Consider the following 18,934-nt stretch of genomic DNA (forward strand, 5'->3'; position numbering starts at 1 on the left):
TATTAATTATTTTCTTCTTTCAATAACTTCATGATGGCTTTTCCAACACCACTATTTTCATTGGTATCAGTTACATATTTAGCAACTGCTTTAACTTCTGGCATAGCGTTTTCTACTGCGACCGGATAACCTACACGTTCTAGCATTGACACGTCATTCAAATTATCACCTAATGCCATAACGTCTTTTAAATCAATATTTAATTGGTTAGCAATAGACTCTAACGCGATTCCTTTTTGCGCGTCAGAATGTGTAATTTCAAGATTTCCGCGTGAAGATGATGAAACGGCTAAACTTGGAATAGCTGAAAGTTCTGCTCCAATGGCGTTTATTTTCTCTAAATCGGGATTAAAGGCTAACACTTTCATGATTAATTCTCCCGGGATATCTTCAATTTCTTCATAACTATTTACAACTTTTAATGTGCCATTATCTATACGCTTTTGAATGCCTTGTTTAATCTTTTCAACATCCGCTTCTTGTCCTGCTTGTTTAGCAATATCTAAATATATATCTAAATCTTTAGTAGGATCTTCTGTATAAATCCCTCTATTAGTGTAAATTTGATAATATACGTCATCTTTATCTAGAATTGATTTAATGCGTTCCACTAATTCATGATTCAAATTAGACGTATTCATAATATTAAATGATTCATCACGTACTTCCGCACCATTTAAACAAATATATGGTACGCTTAAATCTGTCTCAGCTACAGGTGTATTCGCTTCATAAAATGCACGACCTGTCGCAATGGCAACTGTTATCCCTTGTGATTGTGCAAATTTTATTGCATCAACATTTTCTTGAGAAATTTCATGTGCAGCATTTAACAATGTGCCATCCATATCTGTTGCTATTAATTTAATCATACAGTTACCTCGTTTCATTCTCTTAATTAATTGCTATTTATCTTGAAAAAACCATCTTAAAGTTAAAATTTAAAATCTCAACTTGAACACTTAATTCACGTGTATTATTTTAACAAATATAGCTCAATTTGTACGCTTACATGTTCGCTTTAGACTTCTTTAACCGTAGCTCACGGAAGAAGTTTCGTAATAAATCACCACATTCTTGCTCAAGTACGCCTTTAACAATTTCAGCTCTATGATTAAATTGAGATTCTTCTAATAGATTCATCAAGCTACCACTACATCCACCTTTAGGATCAGTGGCGCCGTATACCACTTTAGGAATTCTACTCATTACAATGGCACCGGCACACATGACGCACGGTTCAAGTGTCACATATAATTTGCATTCTTCTAAACGCCAACTCCCAACTACTTTTGAAGCACGTTCAATAGCGATATGTTCTGCGTGAGCCGTAGGTAGCTGCGCAGTTTCTCTTAAGTTATGTGCGCTTGCTATGACTTCATTGTTTTTAACTATGATTGCGCCTATAGGAACTTCTCCAAGTTTTTGAGCTTTTTTAGCTTCTTCAATCGCTAATTTCATGTAATATTCATCATTTGCCATGTGTGTTATACCTCACTTATGATACAATACTCATTGTCTATTTTAACATTTGGAGATGTGATTATGAACAAACCATTTATCGCAATTGAAGGCCCAATTGGTGTAGGTAAATCTTCCCTAACTCATAAGCTTAGCCAGACATTAAATTACTATGAAGAAAAAGAAATAATTGATGAAAATCCATTTTTATCTGACTTCTACGATGATATTTCTAAATGGAGTTTTCAAACAGAAATGTTTTTCCTCTGTAATCGATATAAACAGGCAAAAGATATCGCTAAAATGACTCAAGGTGTTGTTAGCGATTATCATATTTATAAAAATAAAATTTTTGCTCGTAACACGTTGAGTAATAATGAATTTGATAAATTTGACCGCATTTTCGATATTTTAACTGAAGATCTTGAAATGCCTAACATGATTATTTTCTTAGATGCTGATTTGGAGGTTCTGAAACAAAGAATAGCTCAACGTAATCGTAGTTTTGAACATCATATTGAGGATGACTATTTATTGAATCTCAAAGAAGATTATTTAACATTTTATAATGCCATGAAAAGTGAAGGCGCGAATGTCGTCTTAATTAATACAAGTGAAATTGATTTTGTTAAAAATGACTCAGATTATCAATCAATTTTAGAAAAAATAAGACCTATGATAGGAGCAATTGAACATGAATAATTATAAAGTACCTCAAAACGCAATAATCACCATTGCTGGTACCGTTGGTGTTGGGAAATCAACATTGACACAGGCTTTAGCTGACAAATTAAATTTTAAAACCTCTTTTGAAAATGTAGATCATAATCCTTATCTAGATAAATTTTATGATGACTTTGAACGTTGGAGTTTCCACTTACAAATCTACTTTTTAGCAGAACGTTTTAAAGAACAAAAACGTATGTTTGAATATGGTGGTGGATTCATTCAAGATCGCTCTATTTATGAAGATGTTGATATTTTCGCGAAAATGCACGAAGAACAAGGTACTATGAATGAAGATGATTTTAAAACATATTCTGAGTTGTTCAATGCAATGGTAATGACACCTTACTTCCCTAAACCTGATGTATTAATTTATCTTGAGTGCGACTACAATGAAGTAATTGAGCGTATCAAAGCACGTGGTCGTGATATGGAAATTAATACGGATCCTGAGTATTGGCAAAAGTTATTCAAACGTTATGAAGACTGGATAAATAACTTTAATGCCTGTCCGGTCGTGCGCGTTAACATCAACGAATATGATATTCATGAAAACCCAGACTCTTTAGACCCAATTATTGATAAAATTGCTCATGTAATTAATACTTATCGCAAGGTAGATAATCGTTAACATAAACAAAACGCTACACATTTCAAACTCTTTGTGTAGCGTTTTTACATTTTTTATCTTATTTGTTTTCAATATATTGTTTTAAGACTTCGGGCACACTCACAGCTGTATCTATTATCACATCAGCATCTACTAACTCTTCTTTTTTAGCTATACCAGTAAGTACACCAATTGCTAAACCTAATTCAGCATTAACCTTTGTTTTCATGTCGTTATTAGTGTCTCCTACTATAACTACATCTTCAGGTTCGACATCATAAGAATCAAACAGTGGATTTAATACTGCTGGATTTGGCTTTTCCGCTGCATGTGATTCTGTAGAGATAACTAAGTCGAAAGCGTCTTTAGAATTGGTATCTTCAAGAAATTGCAATACCCCTTTTCGTGAATCACTTGTAACAATTCCAATTTTATAGCCGTCTTTTTTTAAAGATTGAATCATATCATACACACCATCAATCCAGTTGTTCTCTGGCACACGTGTATCAACAAGCTCCTGGCTCGTATTACGTGTCCAAGTTGAGACATCTTTACCAACAACGTTATTAAAAGCTTTAATCATTTCATCTAGTGACCCTGACCCCATTACAGAATCAGGAACGATGGCATTATCAAGAACACCTAATTGTCGATGTGCAACTTCTTTATCAGCTACTGGGTATTCATCTAAAAGACTATCCACTAATCTTATACCAATTTTCTCCCAACTCTTATCAAATTCTATTAAAGTCCCGTCTTTATCAAATAATATCCATTTCATTTACATAGCACTCCTGTGAATTATGATTATTAACCATTATATTGTAATACAAATTCTTATCTTAGACTTAATAACACGATTTATTATTCCATCTTCCAATTATTCAGTATATGTATCTAGTAGGCGTTTACCTTGATATATAACCATACCAGTTTTCAATTTTTTAAATCCAGCCTTTTGATAAAATTCTAAATTATCGATAGTTGAGATTAAATGGATACATGAAAGTGACCCTATTTCTTTAATAATGTGTTTAAGCATATACATACCAATTTGATTATTTTGAAAATCTTTATTAACAACTAAGTCATAAATAGCTGCATTGAATACACCATCTGATAATGCTCTAGCAAAACCAATGACTTTATTATCATAAATTGCAAAGACTACATGTGTACTATTCTCAAAAATTTTTCGTATCTTATCTTTATCATGTTTTAACCAACCAACTGATTGATATGTTTCGTAAATTGAATCAATGTAGCTTTCATCGAAATAAGTAATTAGTTTAAATTCCATTTAATCCCCCCAATCATCTTTATATTTTATTATACAATCTTATTTAATATCTTTTAAGTTTCATAAATGCGCGAATCAATACCGTTTCATTTATCATTTGCCTACGTCGATTCAATTAAGCTAAATTTATGATTGTGTAATTTAAAAACCGATATAAATAATTCACCCCGAAAATTAGATTTTTAATCTAACACCGGGGTGATTTTTCATTATAAAAATAATTATTTAGGTTCGCCATGTACTAAAATACTACTAATAAAGTCAATCGCTTTTTTAATGAAACCGAATACGTCTGTCATTGGATTCCACTCCTTCATTAATATTTGAATTACATTTTTATTGTAAGCGCCTGAGGATAAATTTGGCGTTTATTGCGTAATTGCTCATTAATGTTGCGTATTTGTATGTTTAAATATTTCAATTTGTATTGTTTTGCATAGAAAGCAATTCTTGTACGTAACTATCCTTCACCTCGTAAACAACAGGATTACTTTTTAACTGTATTAATTTGCTTTCATATTTTTTTATTACTTCATTAACTTTATTTCTTGAATATCCTGCGATATCTTTGACTCCTTTAATAGTAATTCTAGAATATTTACTTCCAAAAATTTTATCTTGAAGTAATATAAAGAGAACATCTGAATCATATTTATTCAATCCTTGTTGATCAAGTGCCTGTGCAAGTCTTTTAATTATTTCTGTATTATTTTCAAACGTTTCTATTATATTATTTTGTCCTTCAATAAGTAATTGCATCATATCATCAATGAAATTTGTTATTTCACCTTTATTAAAGTAATCAGATGCTTCTTGAAATGCCTTATAATATTTATTTTTATTGTGATTTACGACGTATGAAAAAGTGAGTGCTGTAAATGAATCCAAGTTATCATTAAGCAATTTAGCTAAAATATATCTTCCTACTCTTCCATTTCCATCATAAAACGGATGAATGTATTCAAACATGTAATGACTAGCTAGAATTTTATAAATATCTGGTGCTTCGTAATGTTTAATAAAACTTAAAAAGATAGTTAGATATTCAAAAATTTCTGGTTCATTAAATTCATTTCTGTGAATCCATTTACTTTTAGCATTGTCATATACACCAATAGAATTTTTTCTAAACAAATTTCCATCTGGTAAATCTTTTTCTAGAATTTCAGAAGGCACAATTAAATCAAGGATATTACGTATATCTGTAATTGAGTTAATTTCAACATCATCATTTTCAATCATAATATATTGGTTTACTAATCCATCAAAACGCTTATTCTCACCTTTAGTTTTGTTTAAAGACGCAGCTATTTCTTTTTTCGTACTTTTTATATTTTCAATTTTATTTGTACTTTGGATTTAATTGATTAATAAATGTTTAATATATACTTCATTCGCAACTTTAGGCAATTCTGAGGAAAGTTGCTTAATTCTATCTGAGTTTTTTAAGACCTTTTCAAGATTAATACCTAATGATCGATTTAGAACAAAGAATAGAGGATACTCTACGTCTCTTTGTTGTTTCTCGTCCTGAATTGGATGGATTATAAAATCGGTAACATAACTTGAATAACTATTTAACCGCATATTATATTCTGTATCTACATTATCCCAACCATACATATGAAAAAGCTTTTTTAATGATTTGTACTCCACAAGGTACACCTTCTTACTTATCATATATTTAAATATGATATTTATGAATGATTATATTATATATAATCCGTTCTTCTTTTAAAAACAATATTCTTAACTTTAAAAATCACTATACTCAAGATGAAACATAGTTAAAAAATTAATTATGTTAAATAGTCATTTTTATAAGTATACTAATCATCATTGAATATTCCTTCTATATTTTCAGTAGATATACATTTTAATATAAAAACACCTGTCATAGTAACAGGTGTCTAAGCTAAGATAAATCCAAATAAATTATTTCTTTCTATCGTTTAGTAACTTAAGTAACACAAATGTAGTAGCTATATTTAAAAAGACATTAATCATACCAAAATTAATAAATAAGCTAGTCCATAGACATATCACTAATAAAATCGCAATTATTCTCATATATTTACAATAAGTTCCTTTCCTAAAAACATCAATTTTTAGTATGAAACTATAAATGGTTTTATAAATAAATCTTAATGTAAAAAGTGCTATACAATTTAAGTTGATTAATAAAAAAACTTTACTTATCAACGCTTATTTTTAATCTTTATTATTTTTATATAACATCCATATATTACTTGCTCACACTTTTTTCAAAAACCAAATCTTATCTCTACATAAAATTCCATTTTCGTATATTTTATCATTATAATTTCTTTCGAAGAACCCAATTTCTACTCCAATCATTCTGAAACCTGCTTTTTGATAAAAAGCAATTTGATCAATACTAGAATTGCCTGTCCCCACAATGATCTCTTTGTATCCTTTTTGTTTTGCATAATCAAACAAATGTAATAATAATTTTTTACCAATACCGTGACTTTGTTTATTTTCACTAACAGCTATGTTGACTAATTCAACCTTATCTATATTAATTTCTTTTAACACATAACAACCTAATATTACTGAACCATCTTTATAAATAAAGCATTCTCCACTCTGAAGGTATTCTAAAATTAATTTCATAGACGGATCAGCCAACAACAGTAAATCAAATGGTGCATCTTCAATAGAGTCCAATTTTTCAAACATAAATATCCCTACTTTTCAAAAATAGAATTTATTCTTAGTTATTTAATTTTTATCGATTTATAGACTTCTAATTAATATAAATAGCTTCATAAATTTAAATTACCCCTAAGTAAGAAATAATTTGCACTTACCAACTATTTCTATAATAATAAGCTATCCACCCTTACATGTTATTCTCAATTTGAGAATTCATATGTTTTCTTTAGCATCTTTTAGACTATTTTTATATTTCAATATTAACATCCATGCTAATATCTTTATTTTTCTCATATGTTTTACATTAATTAAAATTCAAGATATTTTATAGCTTAATATACAATTTTCGACACTAACCTTTTATGAAAAGATATTACTTCGCTATTCTTAATAAACACATTTAACACAAACCACATCGCTAAATTAATATATTAGTTCAATTCATATTCTAATTTTAGTCTCTCCATTATTGACTTTAACGTTACGTAATAGATTATGTTTTAGTTATACCAAAGAAATGGAGGAAGATTTGAAATGGATTATTATCAAATGCCAATGTTTAATAAGATACTAGTCAGTGACATTCAAAAAGCAGCGAAGTGGTATGAAAAAACACTAGGATTTAACAGTGTATTTAAATTTAGAAATGATAAAAATGAGGTTTTAATGGAGCATCTGAGATTGGAGAAGTATCAAGATATCATGCTAATTTCTAGTGATGACTTTGAAGTTGGTAATGCAACATACTTGAATATTTTAGTTAAAGATATTAATAACTTAGAGAAACACATAACTTCACAATTTATTGTGGAACAACTTGAAGAAAAACCATGGAACGCTAAAGAAATGACTATAAAAGACTTAGACGGTCACTTATTAACACTTTCACATTCAAATATAACTGATAAAGATTTTCAAAAATTAATGAAAAAAACTTCAAGTAATTTCTAAATCTTTAATTGATAATTAAACGTAGTTAAGCGACTTCTGAGAGATTTAGAATTATTGATAAACGTAAGTGCTCACACACTTAAGTAAATAGTTCTAAGATAGATTACGAAGTGTAGTTGTGAAGACTCCTATGTTGCTTATCTATCTAAAAACTATTTTACAAGACCGCGGCTCGACCCAGCCCCCTAAGCAAGCATCACAACAGAATGAGTAAATGTTCATCAAAGAATTTCTTTAGAGAATTACAGGCTGAAGCTGTATCCTAAAAAACGAGCCAACAATACGAAATATCGTAAATAAATAGAGTCCGGGACATAAAGTTCTTGGATAAGTGAAAAAAGACAATTTCTATTGAAATAATATAGAAATTGTCTTTTTTATAAATTTTTTGATTATTTTCAACTCGTTGAGCTACTACTTTTCTTATATTAAGTGCCATTAATACAAAACCAAGTTCTCTTTTGACTTTATTGAGTCCTCGGACAGACATCCGAGTGAAACCCAAAATAGCCTTCATAAATCCAAAAACAGGTTCCACATCAATTTTTCTTTGACTGTAGATATTTTTTGTTTCTGGTTCTGAAAGCTTTTTGTTAATTTGGGATTTAAAATATTCCCAGTTATAATTCTTCATTATTTTTTTGTTTGTTTTTGAATTGAAGTTCATACATTGATTTTTCAGAGGACATTCTGAACAATCATCACATTCATATAATTTGAAGTCTCGCTTATAACCATACTTATCATGACGATAGGCATATCTTTTAAAACCTAGCCGTTTATTATTCGGACAAATGAATTCGTCATTAATTTCGTCATAGTTCCAATTTTGAGTATTAAAGATGTCACTTTTATATTTTTTAGTTTTATCTTTTATAAACATTCCATATGTTATGAGTGGCGTTCGATTAAAGTCATCTATAATTGCCTTATAATTTGATTCACTACCATAACCTGCATCAGCTACAATATATTCAGGTAAATGACCGTAGGTCTCTTGAATTGAATTTAAAAATGGAATCATCGTTCTAGTATCCGTTGGATTTTGATACACATTATAAGATAAAACAAATTGGGAATTTGTCGCTATTTGTAAATTATACCCTGGCTTAAGTTGTCCATTTTTCATGTGATCTTCTTTCATTCTCATAAATGTCGCATCATGATCTGTCTTAGAATAACTATTTCTATCCTTTAAAATAGATTTTTGAAATTCGTATCGATACTTTCGCTCAAAATAATCATTGATTTGCTTTTTGTATTTTTTGATTTTAGTTCTTTTGAGACGTATTTGTTTTCTTGTTTTAGTACATTTTTCATTGTTGATATGTTGGTTTAAATCTTCGATTTCTTTATCTAAGTGACTACCAATCAAATCTATTTCTTCTTTTGTTAATTCATTATCATGATCTTCTTTAATTTCCGGTATGATTTTATTGGTTACCAATTCATGGTAGAGGGCTTTAGAATCCTCATTCATCTTTGATTCATGGTTTTGAATACTCTTTTTCCATACAAATGTATATCGATTGGCATTTGCTTCAATTTTTGTACCATCAATAAAAATAGCTTTATCATCTATAAGATTTTGTTTTACACACTGACTGTAAAATTGAATAAATAAAGATTCTAATAAAGCATCTACTTTTGGATTTACTCTAAATCGATTAATTGTTTTATAAGAAGGTTTTTGATTTTGTGATAGCCACATCATTCGGATGCTATCATTAAGCATTTTTTCTATTTTACGACCTGAGAATACAGATTGTGTGTAGGCATATAGAATCACTTTTAACATCATTTTAGGATGGTACGAAGTTGCACCACGGTGATGTCTGAATTCGTCGAATTCATTGTCAGGAATTGTTTCAACAATATCATTTACATGTCGTGAAATATCATTTGTGGGGATAAGAACTGAAGTTTCCATTGGTAGAGTAAGTTGAGTCATGTTATAATTTTTATACATAAGGCACCTCGTTAATTTAGTTTAGTGATGTTTATTAAATTATACGAAAGTGCTTTATTTTTTTAAAGTATTACAATGTAAAATTACATATAAATACAAAGTATTTTGGCGAGACTCTTGAGGGAACAGGACAAGCTGAAGACTACAGGCTGAAGCTGTCCCCTAAGAAAGCGAGCCAACAATACGGAGTATTGTAAATAAAGAAGCCAGTAAATGAATTTGTTAAAACTCATTTACTGGCTATTTCTCTAGGGTTTATGTCCCAGACTCATTTCTCTAGGAATTATGTTTCAACTCTACTAAGTAGAATATAAGTTATTCACCTTTATGTAAAAGTCTAATCTATTGCAACAGTTTACGTTTTTAATTATATTAATCTATATTTTTGCACTTAAAATCATAAAATAAACAACACAACAATCATCAAAATAATAACGAGTATATCGGCTAGTATAGTATTAACGTCTTTCTCTAAAATATCTGGTATTGCGCCAATACACAAACCTAGAATAAAAGTAAAAGAAAAAATATTGAAAAATAGATGTAGGATTGACCATCCAAACACCAATTTCAATAACCAAGTCAAAATTAATAAAAGTACTGAAAAACCTAATATACTCTTAGATATTGCTTGATATTTTTTATACTTTTTCTCTCTCTTTAAAAACATTCAAAGCCTCCTAAAATTATTATTCATTCTTTTTATTCCTCTTATATATTTTATATATTAAATAAACAAACACAACCATTAGCGTTAATAAATCAAAAGAATGTTTTAGTGCATCTTTCCAAGATTGATTTATCCATAAATAACGTTTTAAAAATAAAATGATCGATTGTGTAACTGCCATTAAAAACACATTGATAATAGGACCATCTTTTACTAAATTATATATAATAAGGACAAGGCAAATAATAGTTACAATCAGCATTATGATATAAGCCATTATTTAGTAATACTTAATCAAATTATTAACTTAAAATAAATGTTTCATCTGTATTTTATCTAACATAGGCTAATACATTCGATATCCTACTATCTATTTCTAATAATAAATCAGCAATCATATTTTTAAACCTTCGCATTAAAATAAAAAACTAGAAACCTCGATTTCTCAAGATTTCCAGCTCTTTAAACTCACCTTATTTATATTCTGGAACTACGACTCGCCAACCATGCGTATCTTCTAATTTACCACTTTGGATGCCAGTATATATGTCGTATAATTTTTTAGTAATTTCTCCTGGCTCGTTATTGTTAATAACGATTTCTCTATCTTCATACTTTAATGTACCGACTGGAGAAATAACTGCTGCTGTACCTGAACCGAATACTTCAGTCAATTCACCTTTGTCGTAAGCTTCGAATAATTCCTCGATTGACACTTTACGTTCTTCAACCTCATAGCCTAACTCTTTAGCTAATTCAATGATTGATTTACGTGTAATACCTGGTAAGATACTTCCATTTAAAGCAGGTGTAACTAATTTACCATTTTCAACGAAGAAGATGTTCATACTACCAACTTCTTCAACATATTTTTGTTCTACACCGTCTAACCATAATACTTGATCATAGCCTAAATTATTAGCATTTGTTTGTGCTAATAAACTTGCTGCATAGTTACCTGCTACTTTAGCGAATCCTACACCACCACGTACGGCACGAACATATTCATCTTCAACGTAAATTTTAGTTGTTTTTAATGTGTCTCCGCCATAATATGCGCCTGATGGAGATAAAATGATTAATAATTTGTATTGATGAGATGCTCTTACTCCTAAAATGCCTTCAGTCGCAAATACAAATGGACGGATATATAATGATTGTCCTTCTCCCTCAGGTACCCAATCACGTTCAACGTCTACTAATTGTTTTAAACCTTCTAGTAATAATTCCTCATCTACTTTAGGCATCTCTAAACGTGCTAATGAATCATTAATACGTTTGAAGTTTTGATCTGGTCTAAATAATACAACTTCTCCTTCATGTTTATATGCTTTTAAACCTTCAAATACCGCTTGTCCATAGTGAAGACCTTGTGCAGCTGGTGAAACTTCGAATGGTGCGTAAGGAATAATTTTTAAATCATGCCAACCTTTATCTACATCATAATCAAAACTTAACATATAATCTGTAAAGTATTGACCGAATCCTAAATTACCTTCTGGTTTTTCTTTAAGCGAGTCGCGTTGTTCAAATTTAACTTTTTCTGACATGATGAAAGCCTCCTAAATAAATCTTAGTTAGTGATAGTATATTAAATTATAGCAATCTCGTAATGTTGATTCAATGAATTTTCTAAAAATTCAAACTAAATACTAATTGTAAACCCTTTCTTTAAAAATAACATACTTTAGCAAATTTTTAATGACCATTACTAACTAATTTTGGATAAAAAAAGAAACCCTCAAACATTTCGTCTGAGGTTCTGTGTTATATGACTTGTATGACAGTCACACTTTATTTATTTTGTTCTTTTTCTTCAATTGCTTTTAACATTAATTCAGTCATACCAGCTAAATCGTATTTAGGGTTAAAGCCCCACTCTTTACGAGAATAGCTTGTATCAATATTATCTGGCCAGCTATCAGCAATTGCTTGACGTACTGGATCTACTTCATAATCCAATGCGAAGCCAGGATAATGTTTTTGGATTTCAGCTTTAATTTGTTCAGGTTCAAAACTCATAGCACTTAAGTTATAGCCATTACGTGTTACAAGTTTGTCGCTATCTGCTTCCATTAATTTAATAATTGCATCAATTGCATCATCCATATACATCATATCCATGTATGTGTCTTTAGCAATGTAGCTTGTGTAACGACCTTTTCTAACCGCTTCAAAATAAATTTCAACAGCATAATCAGTAGTACCGCCACCTGGTTCTTTAACATGAGAGATAAGTCCTGGGAATCTCACACTACGCGTATCGACACCAAATTTTGTGAAATAGTATTGGCATAATAACTCACCAGCAACTTTGTTCACACCATACATTGTAGTAGGTTGTTGAATTGTATTTTGTGGTGTATCTTTCTTAGGCGTTGAATCACCAAATGCACCAATTGAACTTGGTGTGAAGAAATGTAATTCATACGTTCTAGCTGTTTCTAATGCGTTCATTAGACCGCCCATATTTAAATCCCATGCTAATAAAGGATTTTTCTCAGCAGTCGCTGATAATAATGCAGCCATATGCATTAACGTATCTGCTTTGAAGTTCTCAACGATTGCCATCATAGCTTCACGATTTGTAACATCTAATACTTCAAACGGACCATTGTTAACTGGTGAATCTTCTTCTGGCTCTCTAATATCCGTAGCTAATACATTGTCATTTCCGTAAATTTCTCTACATTTTAATACCAACTCAGTACCAATTTGACCAAGTGCTCCTGTAATAACGATTCTTTCCATAAATAAAAAACTCCCTTTGTGTGTTTACCACGAATGATTGTCCTTTTAGGGTGTACATAATCCCTATTTACATGCTTATTATAATATAAAAGCGCTTTCTTGTATACTCACAAAGTACATTCTTTTAAATTCACTTTATTTTTGAAAAGTCAGAGATACTTGCTCTTCACAACGTTATATTTATTAATTGTTTTTAAAATTATTGTAAATAATTTAATGAGTAAGCTTAAGACTTTGCGACTTATGCTAATATGAGAATGTAAATTTCATCTAATAAAGGAGGCAAATATGAAGCGATATCTTATTCCACTTTTAGTTTTATGTTTTATCGTATTTGGTATTACCACTGGTACCTCTTATGCAGCTGAATCACAGGCAACACAATCTACTAACATAACTGCTACCGAAGAAGCATCACAAACAGCTTCAAAAGAAGCATCATCAGCCAACATTGAATCTACTAATAAACCTTTATCTCTTGAGTCAAGCAACGTTTCACATAATGAACAAGCCACACCTTCGTCTGAAACAACTACACATCCTAGTGTTGAAACGTCTACAACACAAAACACTACTTCAGAGAAGCATAGTAATTCATCACAAGGTTCTGCCTTTTCACAAGAAAAAGCTACACCTGAACCTGCTACAAATGATGATAATACATCTTCACAAGAAAAAGCATCGTCAGAATCTACTTCAAATGAAAATAATACATCGCAATTCCATGGTACGGAGGTAAAACCTTCTCCTTCGACATCGGAGCAAAGTAAGTCTACGCAAGTAGAACCTACAAAAGAATCTACTTCTACTAAAGTTAAACAAACACCTCAAGAACCAACTCAACAACAGCAAAAGCGTAATGTTCCAGAATCACAACAATCTACACCTGCTTCAAAGCAAGTGTCTAAAAGTAGCAATACTACATCAGAACAAGCAGCACCGAAATCTCAACATGTGACTGTCAACAAAAGAATGGCAACAACTTCTGATAACACAAATAAACATACAATTTTACATACAAATGATATTCATGGCCGATTTGTAGAGGATGATGGAAGAGTCATCGGTATGGCTAAAGTAAAAGGTCTTAAAGACAAATATAATCCGGATTTAATGGTGGATTCAGGAGATGCTTTTCAAGGTTTACCTGTTTCTAACAATTCAAAGGGAGAAGAAATGGCCAAAGCTATGAATGGTGTTGGCTATGATGCAATGACTGTCGGAAACCATGAATTTGACTTTGGTTATGACCAATTACTTAAATTGCAAAAACAATTAAATTTCCCTATAGTTTCTTCTAATATCTATAAAAATGGCAAACGTGTATTTGATCCTTCAACAACAGTAACTAAAAACAATGTCCGTTATGGTATTGTAGGTGTCACGACACCTGAAACAAAAACTAAAACGTCACCTACTGCAGTTGAAGGTGTTGAATTTAAAGATCCGTTGACTAGTGTTAAGCAAGCCATGAATGAGATTAAAAATAATGTCGATGTTTTCGTTATCTTATCGCACTTAGGCGTAGATAAATCGACGCAAAAAACTTGGCGTGGTGATTATTTAATTGATCAACTTACGAAAGACGGTTCATTTAAACAACCTATCTTTGTATTAGATGGTCACTCACATACCGTGATTGATAAAGGCGAACATTATGGTACTAATAATGTACTCGCTCAAACTGGTACTGCACTAGCAAATGTAGGACGTGTGGATTTTACTTTTCAAAATCAAAAAGCGTCTGATATCAATGCATCGTTAATCAATGTAGCGGACGCCAAAGATATCACACCTGACCCACAAATTGATGCACAAACTAAAAAGGCAAATGACGACTTCTTAAAAGAAACATCAACAGTTGTTATACCTAATAATACAGTGACGTTAAATGGTGAACGTGCTCAAGCGCGCACGCAAGAAACAAACTTAGGTAACCTTATTACGGATGCTATGGAAGCATATGCCTCAAAGAACTTCTCACATCAACCTGTTTTCGCAATCACTAACGGTGGTGGTATTCGAGCTTCAATTGAAAAAGGTGAGGTTACTAAAAATGACATCATAACAGTGTTACCATTCGGTAATTTAATTTCTCAAATTCAAGTGAAAGGTTCAGATGTTGAAAAAGCATTTGAACACAGTTTAAGTGCTGATACTGAAACTCAAGATGGTAAGAAAGTCTTAGGTGCAAATGGAGGATTCTTACAAGTATCTGACTCACTCAGAGTATATTATGATATCAATAAAGCATCTGGCCAACGCATTAATGCAATCAAGGTACTGAATAAAGAGAATGGAGAATATGAAGATCTAGATCCTAACCGTACTTACTATGTAACTACTAATGACTTCACAGCTAATCAAGGAGATGGCTATGATATGTTTGGTGGACAACGTGAGGAGGGCATTTCTCTAGATGCAGTTGTCGCTCAATATATTAAGAATACAGATTTAAATCAATACAATACCGAAGAACCTGTACGTATCATTAATGGTCTACCAGAAAGTAATGAACAACCAGACACTAGTAAAGAAGATAATGATAATAATCATTCAACTAATGGACATGATGGTCAACAACAAACACCAGATTCAAACAATGATGACAAAGACAATACTGGTCATATTAATGATAATGATGACAATATTAAAGACGATAATGAAGCTGATTCTTCTAATAAAGATAATGTCATTGAATTCCCTAATAAAGACCATCAAAAAGATAATGACAACGTAATTGAAATCCCAGCTAACAATAATCAAACTCATAATAGCACTAATGATAATATTGTCATTCCAAGCACTACCGACAAGATGCATACTAACAACATAAAAGGAAATGCAATCGAACATCACCCTACTTCAAACTTAGTGAGTATTTCTAATAACAACAAAGGAACACGAGACCAATTGACTGGTAATGCAAGTCATTCACAACATTGTAAAGATGTCATTAAATTCCCAGTTCAAATAAATCCTAAAGATAATTTTTATAATGAGACACTAATAACTACTAATAGTAATGCTTCTAAAAATTCAAATCTTATGTTTACACAACAACATGGCGCAATCACATCATTACCAAATGCAGGTTTGAAAGATGGTAGTTTAGAACATGGTATCGCTATTATATTAGTAGTAGCAGGAACAGGATTAATTTACATCCGAACTCGTAAAAAATCAGCATAATTTCAAATTTAAAACCGTGTAGATGACAGTTAACAATATGTCATTTACACGGTTTCTTTATAATTTTTAAAAAGCGTAGGTACTCATAGTAAGTTATTTAAAGTGAATACTTTAATTTTTAGTGGCCCGGCAGTCTATTTATTTAAAATTACATAGTTACACTCGCAATTTCCTCACAATATTATAACTACTTCTGCATTATACTTCTTTATTTGCTACTGCTTTTTTATAGAAATAATTAGCAACAACGATATCTACAATTGCTAACCCTACTGATTTAAACAGCGTTACTTCCTTATCATCTTCACGTCCTGAAACTTTACCAGCTACGATATCCCCTAATTCTCCATGTAATGAATCTTTCGTTATAATGCCTTCTTCTTGAGGTACCTTTAAATCGCCAGTTTCTTCCATCGCAGCTTCTACTGACTCAACAACAATTTTATTAGCTACTAACATAGACTCTGATGGTAATTCCTGCATATCTGGTTTAAATGAGCCTACTGCGTTTAAATGAACGCCGGGGTGTAATGAATGTGAATATACCGGATGATTAGAATTTGTCGCAGTTACAACAACGTCAGCCTCTTCCATCGCATCATCCGCTTCTTCAAAGACTTTCGTCGATACATTATAATTATTAGCTACTTCTTGAGCTAAACGTTCTGCATTTTCCTTAGTACGACTCGAAAAGTGAATTGTATCGATATTTCTAACTGCCATTACTGCAGCAATTAGTCCTTGTGCTTGATCACCAGAACCAATAACACATAGTGTTTTAGCATCTTCACGTGCTAAGTATTTAGTTGCTACCCCAGAGATAGCACCTGTACGAATCTTAGTTAAATAACTGCCATCTAATACAGCTAATGTTTCACCAGTTTCATAATCACTTAATAACACTGATCCTGTAATTGTCTTTTTGCCTTTTTTAGGATTATCTGGCGCAAATGTAACTGTTTTAATACCAACCATTTTAAGATCATCAGATAATGCTGGCATAACTAAATATCTATTTCCTTCATTAAATGGTAAGACATACCTTAACGGTGTGTCTGTCTTCTCTTCTGAAAATGCCTTTAATGAATTCGCAACTTCATCAATGACTTCTTTCATGTCTAATAATGATTGCTGGTCTTGTTCATTCAAAACTAACATGTCTGATACCTCCACTTTATATTTAATATCTATTTATCTTTTACCCGTCAAAACACCAAATTGTCATTGTTAAATGGCATTATCAATACAATTATTTCAAAAACATGTTTGTGTTAAGTTAATTTGATTAAAGTATTAATTTAGTATTGTGCTTATATGTTAACGGTGCTATCTTATTACTATAAATAAAAGGCTTGCACAGAAGTGTAGCCTTGAGATTTCATGCTTATTATGAAACTATTTATAAACTTTTGACGCCTAGAGTGGCACGACGAAATCGTTGTGCCACTCTAATTTGCTTTATTCATTAATCTTTTAAATTCTTTAGCTAGATTTCACTCTTAAATGTACTAAAAATTTTGATGTGTTTGATTTAAGTGTCTTTTCAGTTGAGTTAGCTTCTGCAAATGTACTATGAATGATTAAAATATTATATTTGGCTCATCCTCTTTTTCACATTTCAATCCACGAAACCCTCATCACAATAAGTAGCCTTATTATTTATAAACGCATTCAAACTATGATGATAATAGATTAACTTTTCATCAGCTTCTGGAATCGAGAACCAACCTAATGTCGAAATTTCATCTTTCATTTGTATGTCTGTTGTATAATCCTGAACCTCTGCTTTGAACATGAAAAAAAGTGTATGAACATTCATCTGTGTCGATTTACCCTCATTAACACTTACTATGTCGTTAACTTCAACGAATAATCCTGTTTCTTCTCTAACTTCACGCTTTAGCGCTTCAACTAAAGTTTCACCGTATTCAACTTTGCCACCTGGTAATGACCATCCGCCACCATCTGTATTATGAACTAATAACACGTTTCCCTCTTCATTTTGTATCAATGCATATACTACTTTTAAATCCTTCATTCATCTAACCTTCAATCATTAGGAATTTCAAACCGACTGACCAAATTTCCATTCTTTTTAACGTAAGATTCAATTTCATAACCACCACTATGTTTGATCACTTTTTGAGAGGCAACGTTTTTGGGATTTGTAGTCATTAACACTTTATCTACGCCTATTTCTTTTAGAAAAGCTTTAGCCTCTTGCAGCATCAACGAAGCAATACCTTGTCCTCTACGTGACTTACACACTCCGTAACCTACATGACCACCTATGTTTACTAAGCGTTGATTCAAGTAATGACGAATATCGACTGCACCAACAATCATCTCATCCTCGAAGCAAAATAATGTTGTCGTCGGTACCCAGTCTTCATCAACTTCAGTACTGTTTAGACGGTCTACCATACTCTCAAATGATTCATACCTTGACATGTCAGTGTTTGAAGGCACTATTGGTTCACCATTCACATACCATTCTTGGAGGTACTTCGTTAAAGCATCTTTATCTGCATAACTCAATTGTCTTAAACGTAACACGAGTATCCCTCCTTCTGCACTATAAGCTAATATTGTTTTAGTTTGTCACTTCATATTTTACAATTATTC

At 31.3% G+C, this 18,934-nt stretch carries 18 protein-coding genes; 4 read left to right on the forward strand and 14 right to left on the reverse strand.

Going from position 1 to position 18,934, the window contains the following annotated elements; genetic code table 11:
- Positions 1-2: 2 nt before the first annotated feature.
- Together EQ029_RS10870 and tadA are read right to left on the reverse strand one after the other, a co-directional pair.
- On the reverse strand, positions 3-872 hold the full coding sequence (locus tag EQ029_RS10870; protein ID WP_053022477.1) for a Cof-type HAD-IIB family hydrolase: 870 nt from the start codon (positions 870-872) through the stop codon (positions 3-5).
- Positions 873-1,008: 136 nt separating this feature from the next.
- Positions 1,009-1,482 carry a tRNA adenosine(34) deaminase TadA gene (gene tadA / locus EQ029_RS10875; protein ID WP_037559478.1) on the reverse strand — a complete coding sequence of 158 codons (474 nt, stop codon included), beginning with the start codon at positions 1,480-1,482 and terminating at the stop codon, positions 1,009-1,011.
- A 63-nt stretch (positions 1,483-1,545) separates the two neighbouring features.
- On the opposite strand from tadA, the gene EQ029_RS10880 reads away from it, so the two are divergent.
- Positions 1,546-2,163, forward strand: coding sequence for a deoxynucleoside kinase (locus tag EQ029_RS10880; RefSeq protein WP_011276689.1), 618 nt, complete (start codon positions 1,546-1,548; stop codon positions 2,161-2,163).
- On the forward strand, positions 2,156-2,818 hold the full coding sequence (locus tag EQ029_RS10885) for a deoxynucleoside kinase (RefSeq protein ID WP_011276690.1): 663 nt from the start codon (positions 2,156-2,158) through the stop codon (positions 2,816-2,818). Before EQ029_RS10880 ends, EQ029_RS10885 begins: the two co-directional genes overlap by 8 nt.
- 58 nt (positions 2,819-2,876) lie before the next feature.
- Here EQ029_RS10885 and EQ029_RS10890 read toward each other — a convergent pair whose 3' ends face one another.
- The 5 genes from EQ029_RS10890 to EQ029_RS10905 form a co-directional block, all read right to left on the reverse strand.
- Complete coding sequence (locus tag EQ029_RS10890; RefSeq protein WP_037559480.1) at positions 2,877-3,578, reverse strand: HAD family hydrolase; 702 nt, start codon at positions 3,576-3,578, stop codon at positions 2,877-2,879.
- A gap of 99 nt (positions 3,579-3,677) precedes the next feature.
- On the reverse strand, positions 3,678-4,097 hold the full coding sequence (locus tag EQ029_RS10895) for a GNAT family N-acetyltransferase (RefSeq protein WP_046309731.1): 420 nt from the start codon (positions 4,095-4,097) through the stop codon (positions 3,678-3,680).
- Positions 4,098-4,514: 417 nt separating this feature from the next.
- Positions 4,515-5,339 (reverse strand): Fic family protein, encoded by an 825-nt coding sequence (locus EQ029_RS10900; RefSeq protein ID WP_037570067.1) that lies wholly within the window; start codon positions 5,337-5,339, stop codon positions 4,515-4,517.
- Positions 5,340-5,456: 117 nt separating this feature from the next.
- Positions 5,457-5,753, reverse strand: a complete 297-nt coding sequence (locus EQ029_RS12790; protein WP_011276695.1) for a hypothetical protein — start codon at positions 5,751-5,753, stop codon at positions 5,457-5,459.
- A 597-nt stretch (positions 5,754-6,350) separates the two neighbouring features.
- Positions 6,351-6,800 (reverse strand): GNAT family N-acetyltransferase, encoded by a 450-nt coding sequence (locus EQ029_RS10905; protein WP_011276697.1) that lies wholly within the window; start codon positions 6,798-6,800, stop codon positions 6,351-6,353.
- Positions 6,801-7,310: 510 nt separating this feature from the next.
- Between EQ029_RS10905 and EQ029_RS10910 the strand changes: the two genes are divergently transcribed.
- Positions 7,311-7,727: a VOC family protein gene (locus tag EQ029_RS10910; protein ID WP_011276698.1), complete on the forward strand. Its 417-nt coding sequence runs from the start codon at positions 7,311-7,313 to the stop codon at positions 7,725-7,727.
- A 262-nt stretch (positions 7,728-7,989) separates the two neighbouring features.
- Here the strand turns inward: EQ029_RS10910 and EQ029_RS10915 are convergent, their stop codons facing one another.
- The 4 genes from EQ029_RS10915 to EQ029_RS10935 all read right to left on the reverse strand — a co-directional run bounded on the left by EQ029_RS10915 (position 7,990) and on the right by EQ029_RS10935 (position 13,117).
- Positions 7,990-9,696 carry an IS1182 family transposase gene (locus EQ029_RS10915; RefSeq protein WP_057504915.1) on the reverse strand — a complete coding sequence of 569 codons (1,707 nt, stop codon included), beginning with the start codon at positions 9,694-9,696 and terminating at the stop codon, positions 7,990-7,992.
- Between the two features lie 397 nt (positions 9,697-10,093).
- Positions 10,094-10,366, reverse strand: coding sequence for a hypothetical protein (locus EQ029_RS10920; protein WP_016931323.1), 273 nt, complete (start codon positions 10,364-10,366; stop codon positions 10,094-10,096).
- Between the two features lie 473 nt (positions 10,367-10,839).
- Entirely contained in the window at positions 10,840-11,916 is a 1,077-nt protein-coding gene (locus tag EQ029_RS10930) for a branched-chain amino acid aminotransferase (RefSeq protein WP_016931322.1), read from the reverse strand.
- 244 nt (positions 11,917-12,160) lie between these two features.
- Positions 12,161-13,117 carry an L-threonine 3-dehydrogenase gene (locus tag EQ029_RS10935; RefSeq protein ID WP_011276704.1) on the reverse strand — a complete coding sequence of 319 codons (957 nt, stop codon included), beginning with the start codon at positions 13,115-13,117 and terminating at the stop codon, positions 12,161-12,163.
- A gap of 288 nt (positions 13,118-13,405) precedes the next feature.
- Here EQ029_RS10935 and EQ029_RS10940 point away from each other — a divergent pair, with 288 nt between their 5' ends.
- Positions 13,406-16,309, forward strand: a complete 2,904-nt coding sequence (locus EQ029_RS10940) for a 5'-nucleotidase C-terminal domain-containing protein (RefSeq protein WP_057504747.1) — start codon at positions 13,406-13,408, stop codon at positions 16,307-16,309.
- Positions 16,310-16,507: 198 nt separating this feature from the next.
- Here EQ029_RS10940 and EQ029_RS10945 read toward each other — a convergent pair whose 3' ends face one another.
- The 3 genes from EQ029_RS10945 to EQ029_RS10955 all read right to left on the reverse strand — a co-directional run bounded on the left by EQ029_RS10945 (position 16,508) and on the right by EQ029_RS10955 (position 18,865).
- On the reverse strand, positions 16,508-17,467 hold the full coding sequence (locus tag EQ029_RS10945) for an ornithine cyclodeaminase family protein (protein ID WP_057504748.1): 960 nt from the start codon (positions 17,465-17,467) through the stop codon (positions 16,508-16,510).
- Positions 17,468-17,927: 460 nt separating this feature from the next.
- Positions 17,928-18,347 carry an NUDIX hydrolase gene (locus EQ029_RS10950; protein ID WP_011276709.1) on the reverse strand — a complete coding sequence of 140 codons (420 nt, stop codon included), beginning with the start codon at positions 18,345-18,347 and terminating at the stop codon, positions 17,928-17,930.
- 11 nt (positions 18,348-18,358) lie between these two features.
- Entirely contained in the window at positions 18,359-18,865 is a 507-nt protein-coding gene (locus tag EQ029_RS10955; RefSeq protein WP_011276710.1) for a GNAT family N-acetyltransferase, read from the reverse strand.
- Between the last annotated feature and the right edge of the window lie 69 nt (positions 18,866-18,934).

This window comes from Staphylococcus haemolyticus, from assembly GCF_006094395.1.
Taxonomy (GTDB): Bacteria; Bacillota; Bacilli; order Staphylococcales; family Staphylococcaceae; genus Staphylococcus; species Staphylococcus haemolyticus.

Excerpts from the sequence above, each read along its gene's own strand:
- EQ029_RS10910 (WP_011276698.1), top strand. The coding sequence starts at position 7,311 with ATGGATTATTATCAAATGCCAATGTTTAATAAGATACTAGTCAGTGAC.
- EQ029_RS10870 (WP_053022477.1), bottom strand. The coding sequence starts at position 872 with ATGATTAAATTAATAGCAACAGATATGGATGGCACATTGTTAAATGCT.
- EQ029_RS10885 (WP_011276690.1), top strand. The coding sequence starts at position 2,156 with ATGAATAATTATAAAGTACCTCAAAACGCAATAATCACCATTGCTGGT.
- tadA (WP_037559478.1), bottom strand. The coding sequence starts at position 1,482 with ATGGCAAATGATGAATATTACATGAAATTAGCGATTGAAGAAGCTAAA.
- EQ029_RS10920 (WP_016931323.1), bottom strand. The coding sequence starts at position 10,366 with ATGTTTTTAAAGAGAGAGAAAAAGTATAAAAAATATCAAGCAATATCT.
- EQ029_RS10890 (WP_037559480.1), bottom strand. The coding sequence starts at position 3,578 with ATGAAATGGATATTATTTGATAAAGACGGGACTTTAATAGAATTTGAT.
- EQ029_RS10950 (WP_011276709.1), bottom strand. The coding sequence starts at position 18,347 with ATGAAGGATTTAAAAGTAGTATATGCATTGATACAAAATGAAGAGGGA.
- EQ029_RS10940 (WP_057504747.1), top strand. The coding sequence starts at position 13,406 with ATGAAGCGATATCTTATTCCACTTTTAGTTTTATGTTTTATCGTATTT.
- EQ029_RS10905 (WP_011276697.1), bottom strand. The coding sequence starts at position 6,800 with ATGTTTGAAAAATTGGACTCTATTGAAGATGCACCATTTGATTTACTG.
- EQ029_RS10945 (WP_057504748.1), bottom strand. The coding sequence starts at position 17,467 with ATGTTAGTTTTGAATGAACAAGACCAGCAATCATTATTAGACATGAAA.
- EQ029_RS10935 (WP_011276704.1), bottom strand. The coding sequence starts at position 13,117 with ATGGAAAGAATCGTTATTACAGGAGCACTTGGTCAAATTGGTACTGAG.
- EQ029_RS10915 (WP_057504915.1), bottom strand. The coding sequence starts at position 9,696 with ATGTATAAAAATTATAACATGACTCAACTTACTCTACCAATGGAAACT.
- EQ029_RS10930 (WP_016931322.1), bottom strand. The coding sequence starts at position 11,916 with ATGTCAGAAAAAGTTAAATTTGAACAACGCGACTCGCTTAAAGAAAAA.
- EQ029_RS10895 (WP_046309731.1), bottom strand. The coding sequence starts at position 4,097 with ATGGAATTTAAACTAATTACTTATTTCGATGAAAGCTACATTGATTCA.
- EQ029_RS10880 (WP_011276689.1), top strand. The coding sequence starts at position 1,546 with ATGAACAAACCATTTATCGCAATTGAAGGCCCAATTGGTGTAGGTAAA.
- EQ029_RS10900 (WP_037570067.1), bottom strand. The coding sequence starts at position 5,339 with ATGATTGAAAATGATGATGTTGAAATTAACTCAATTACAGATATACGT.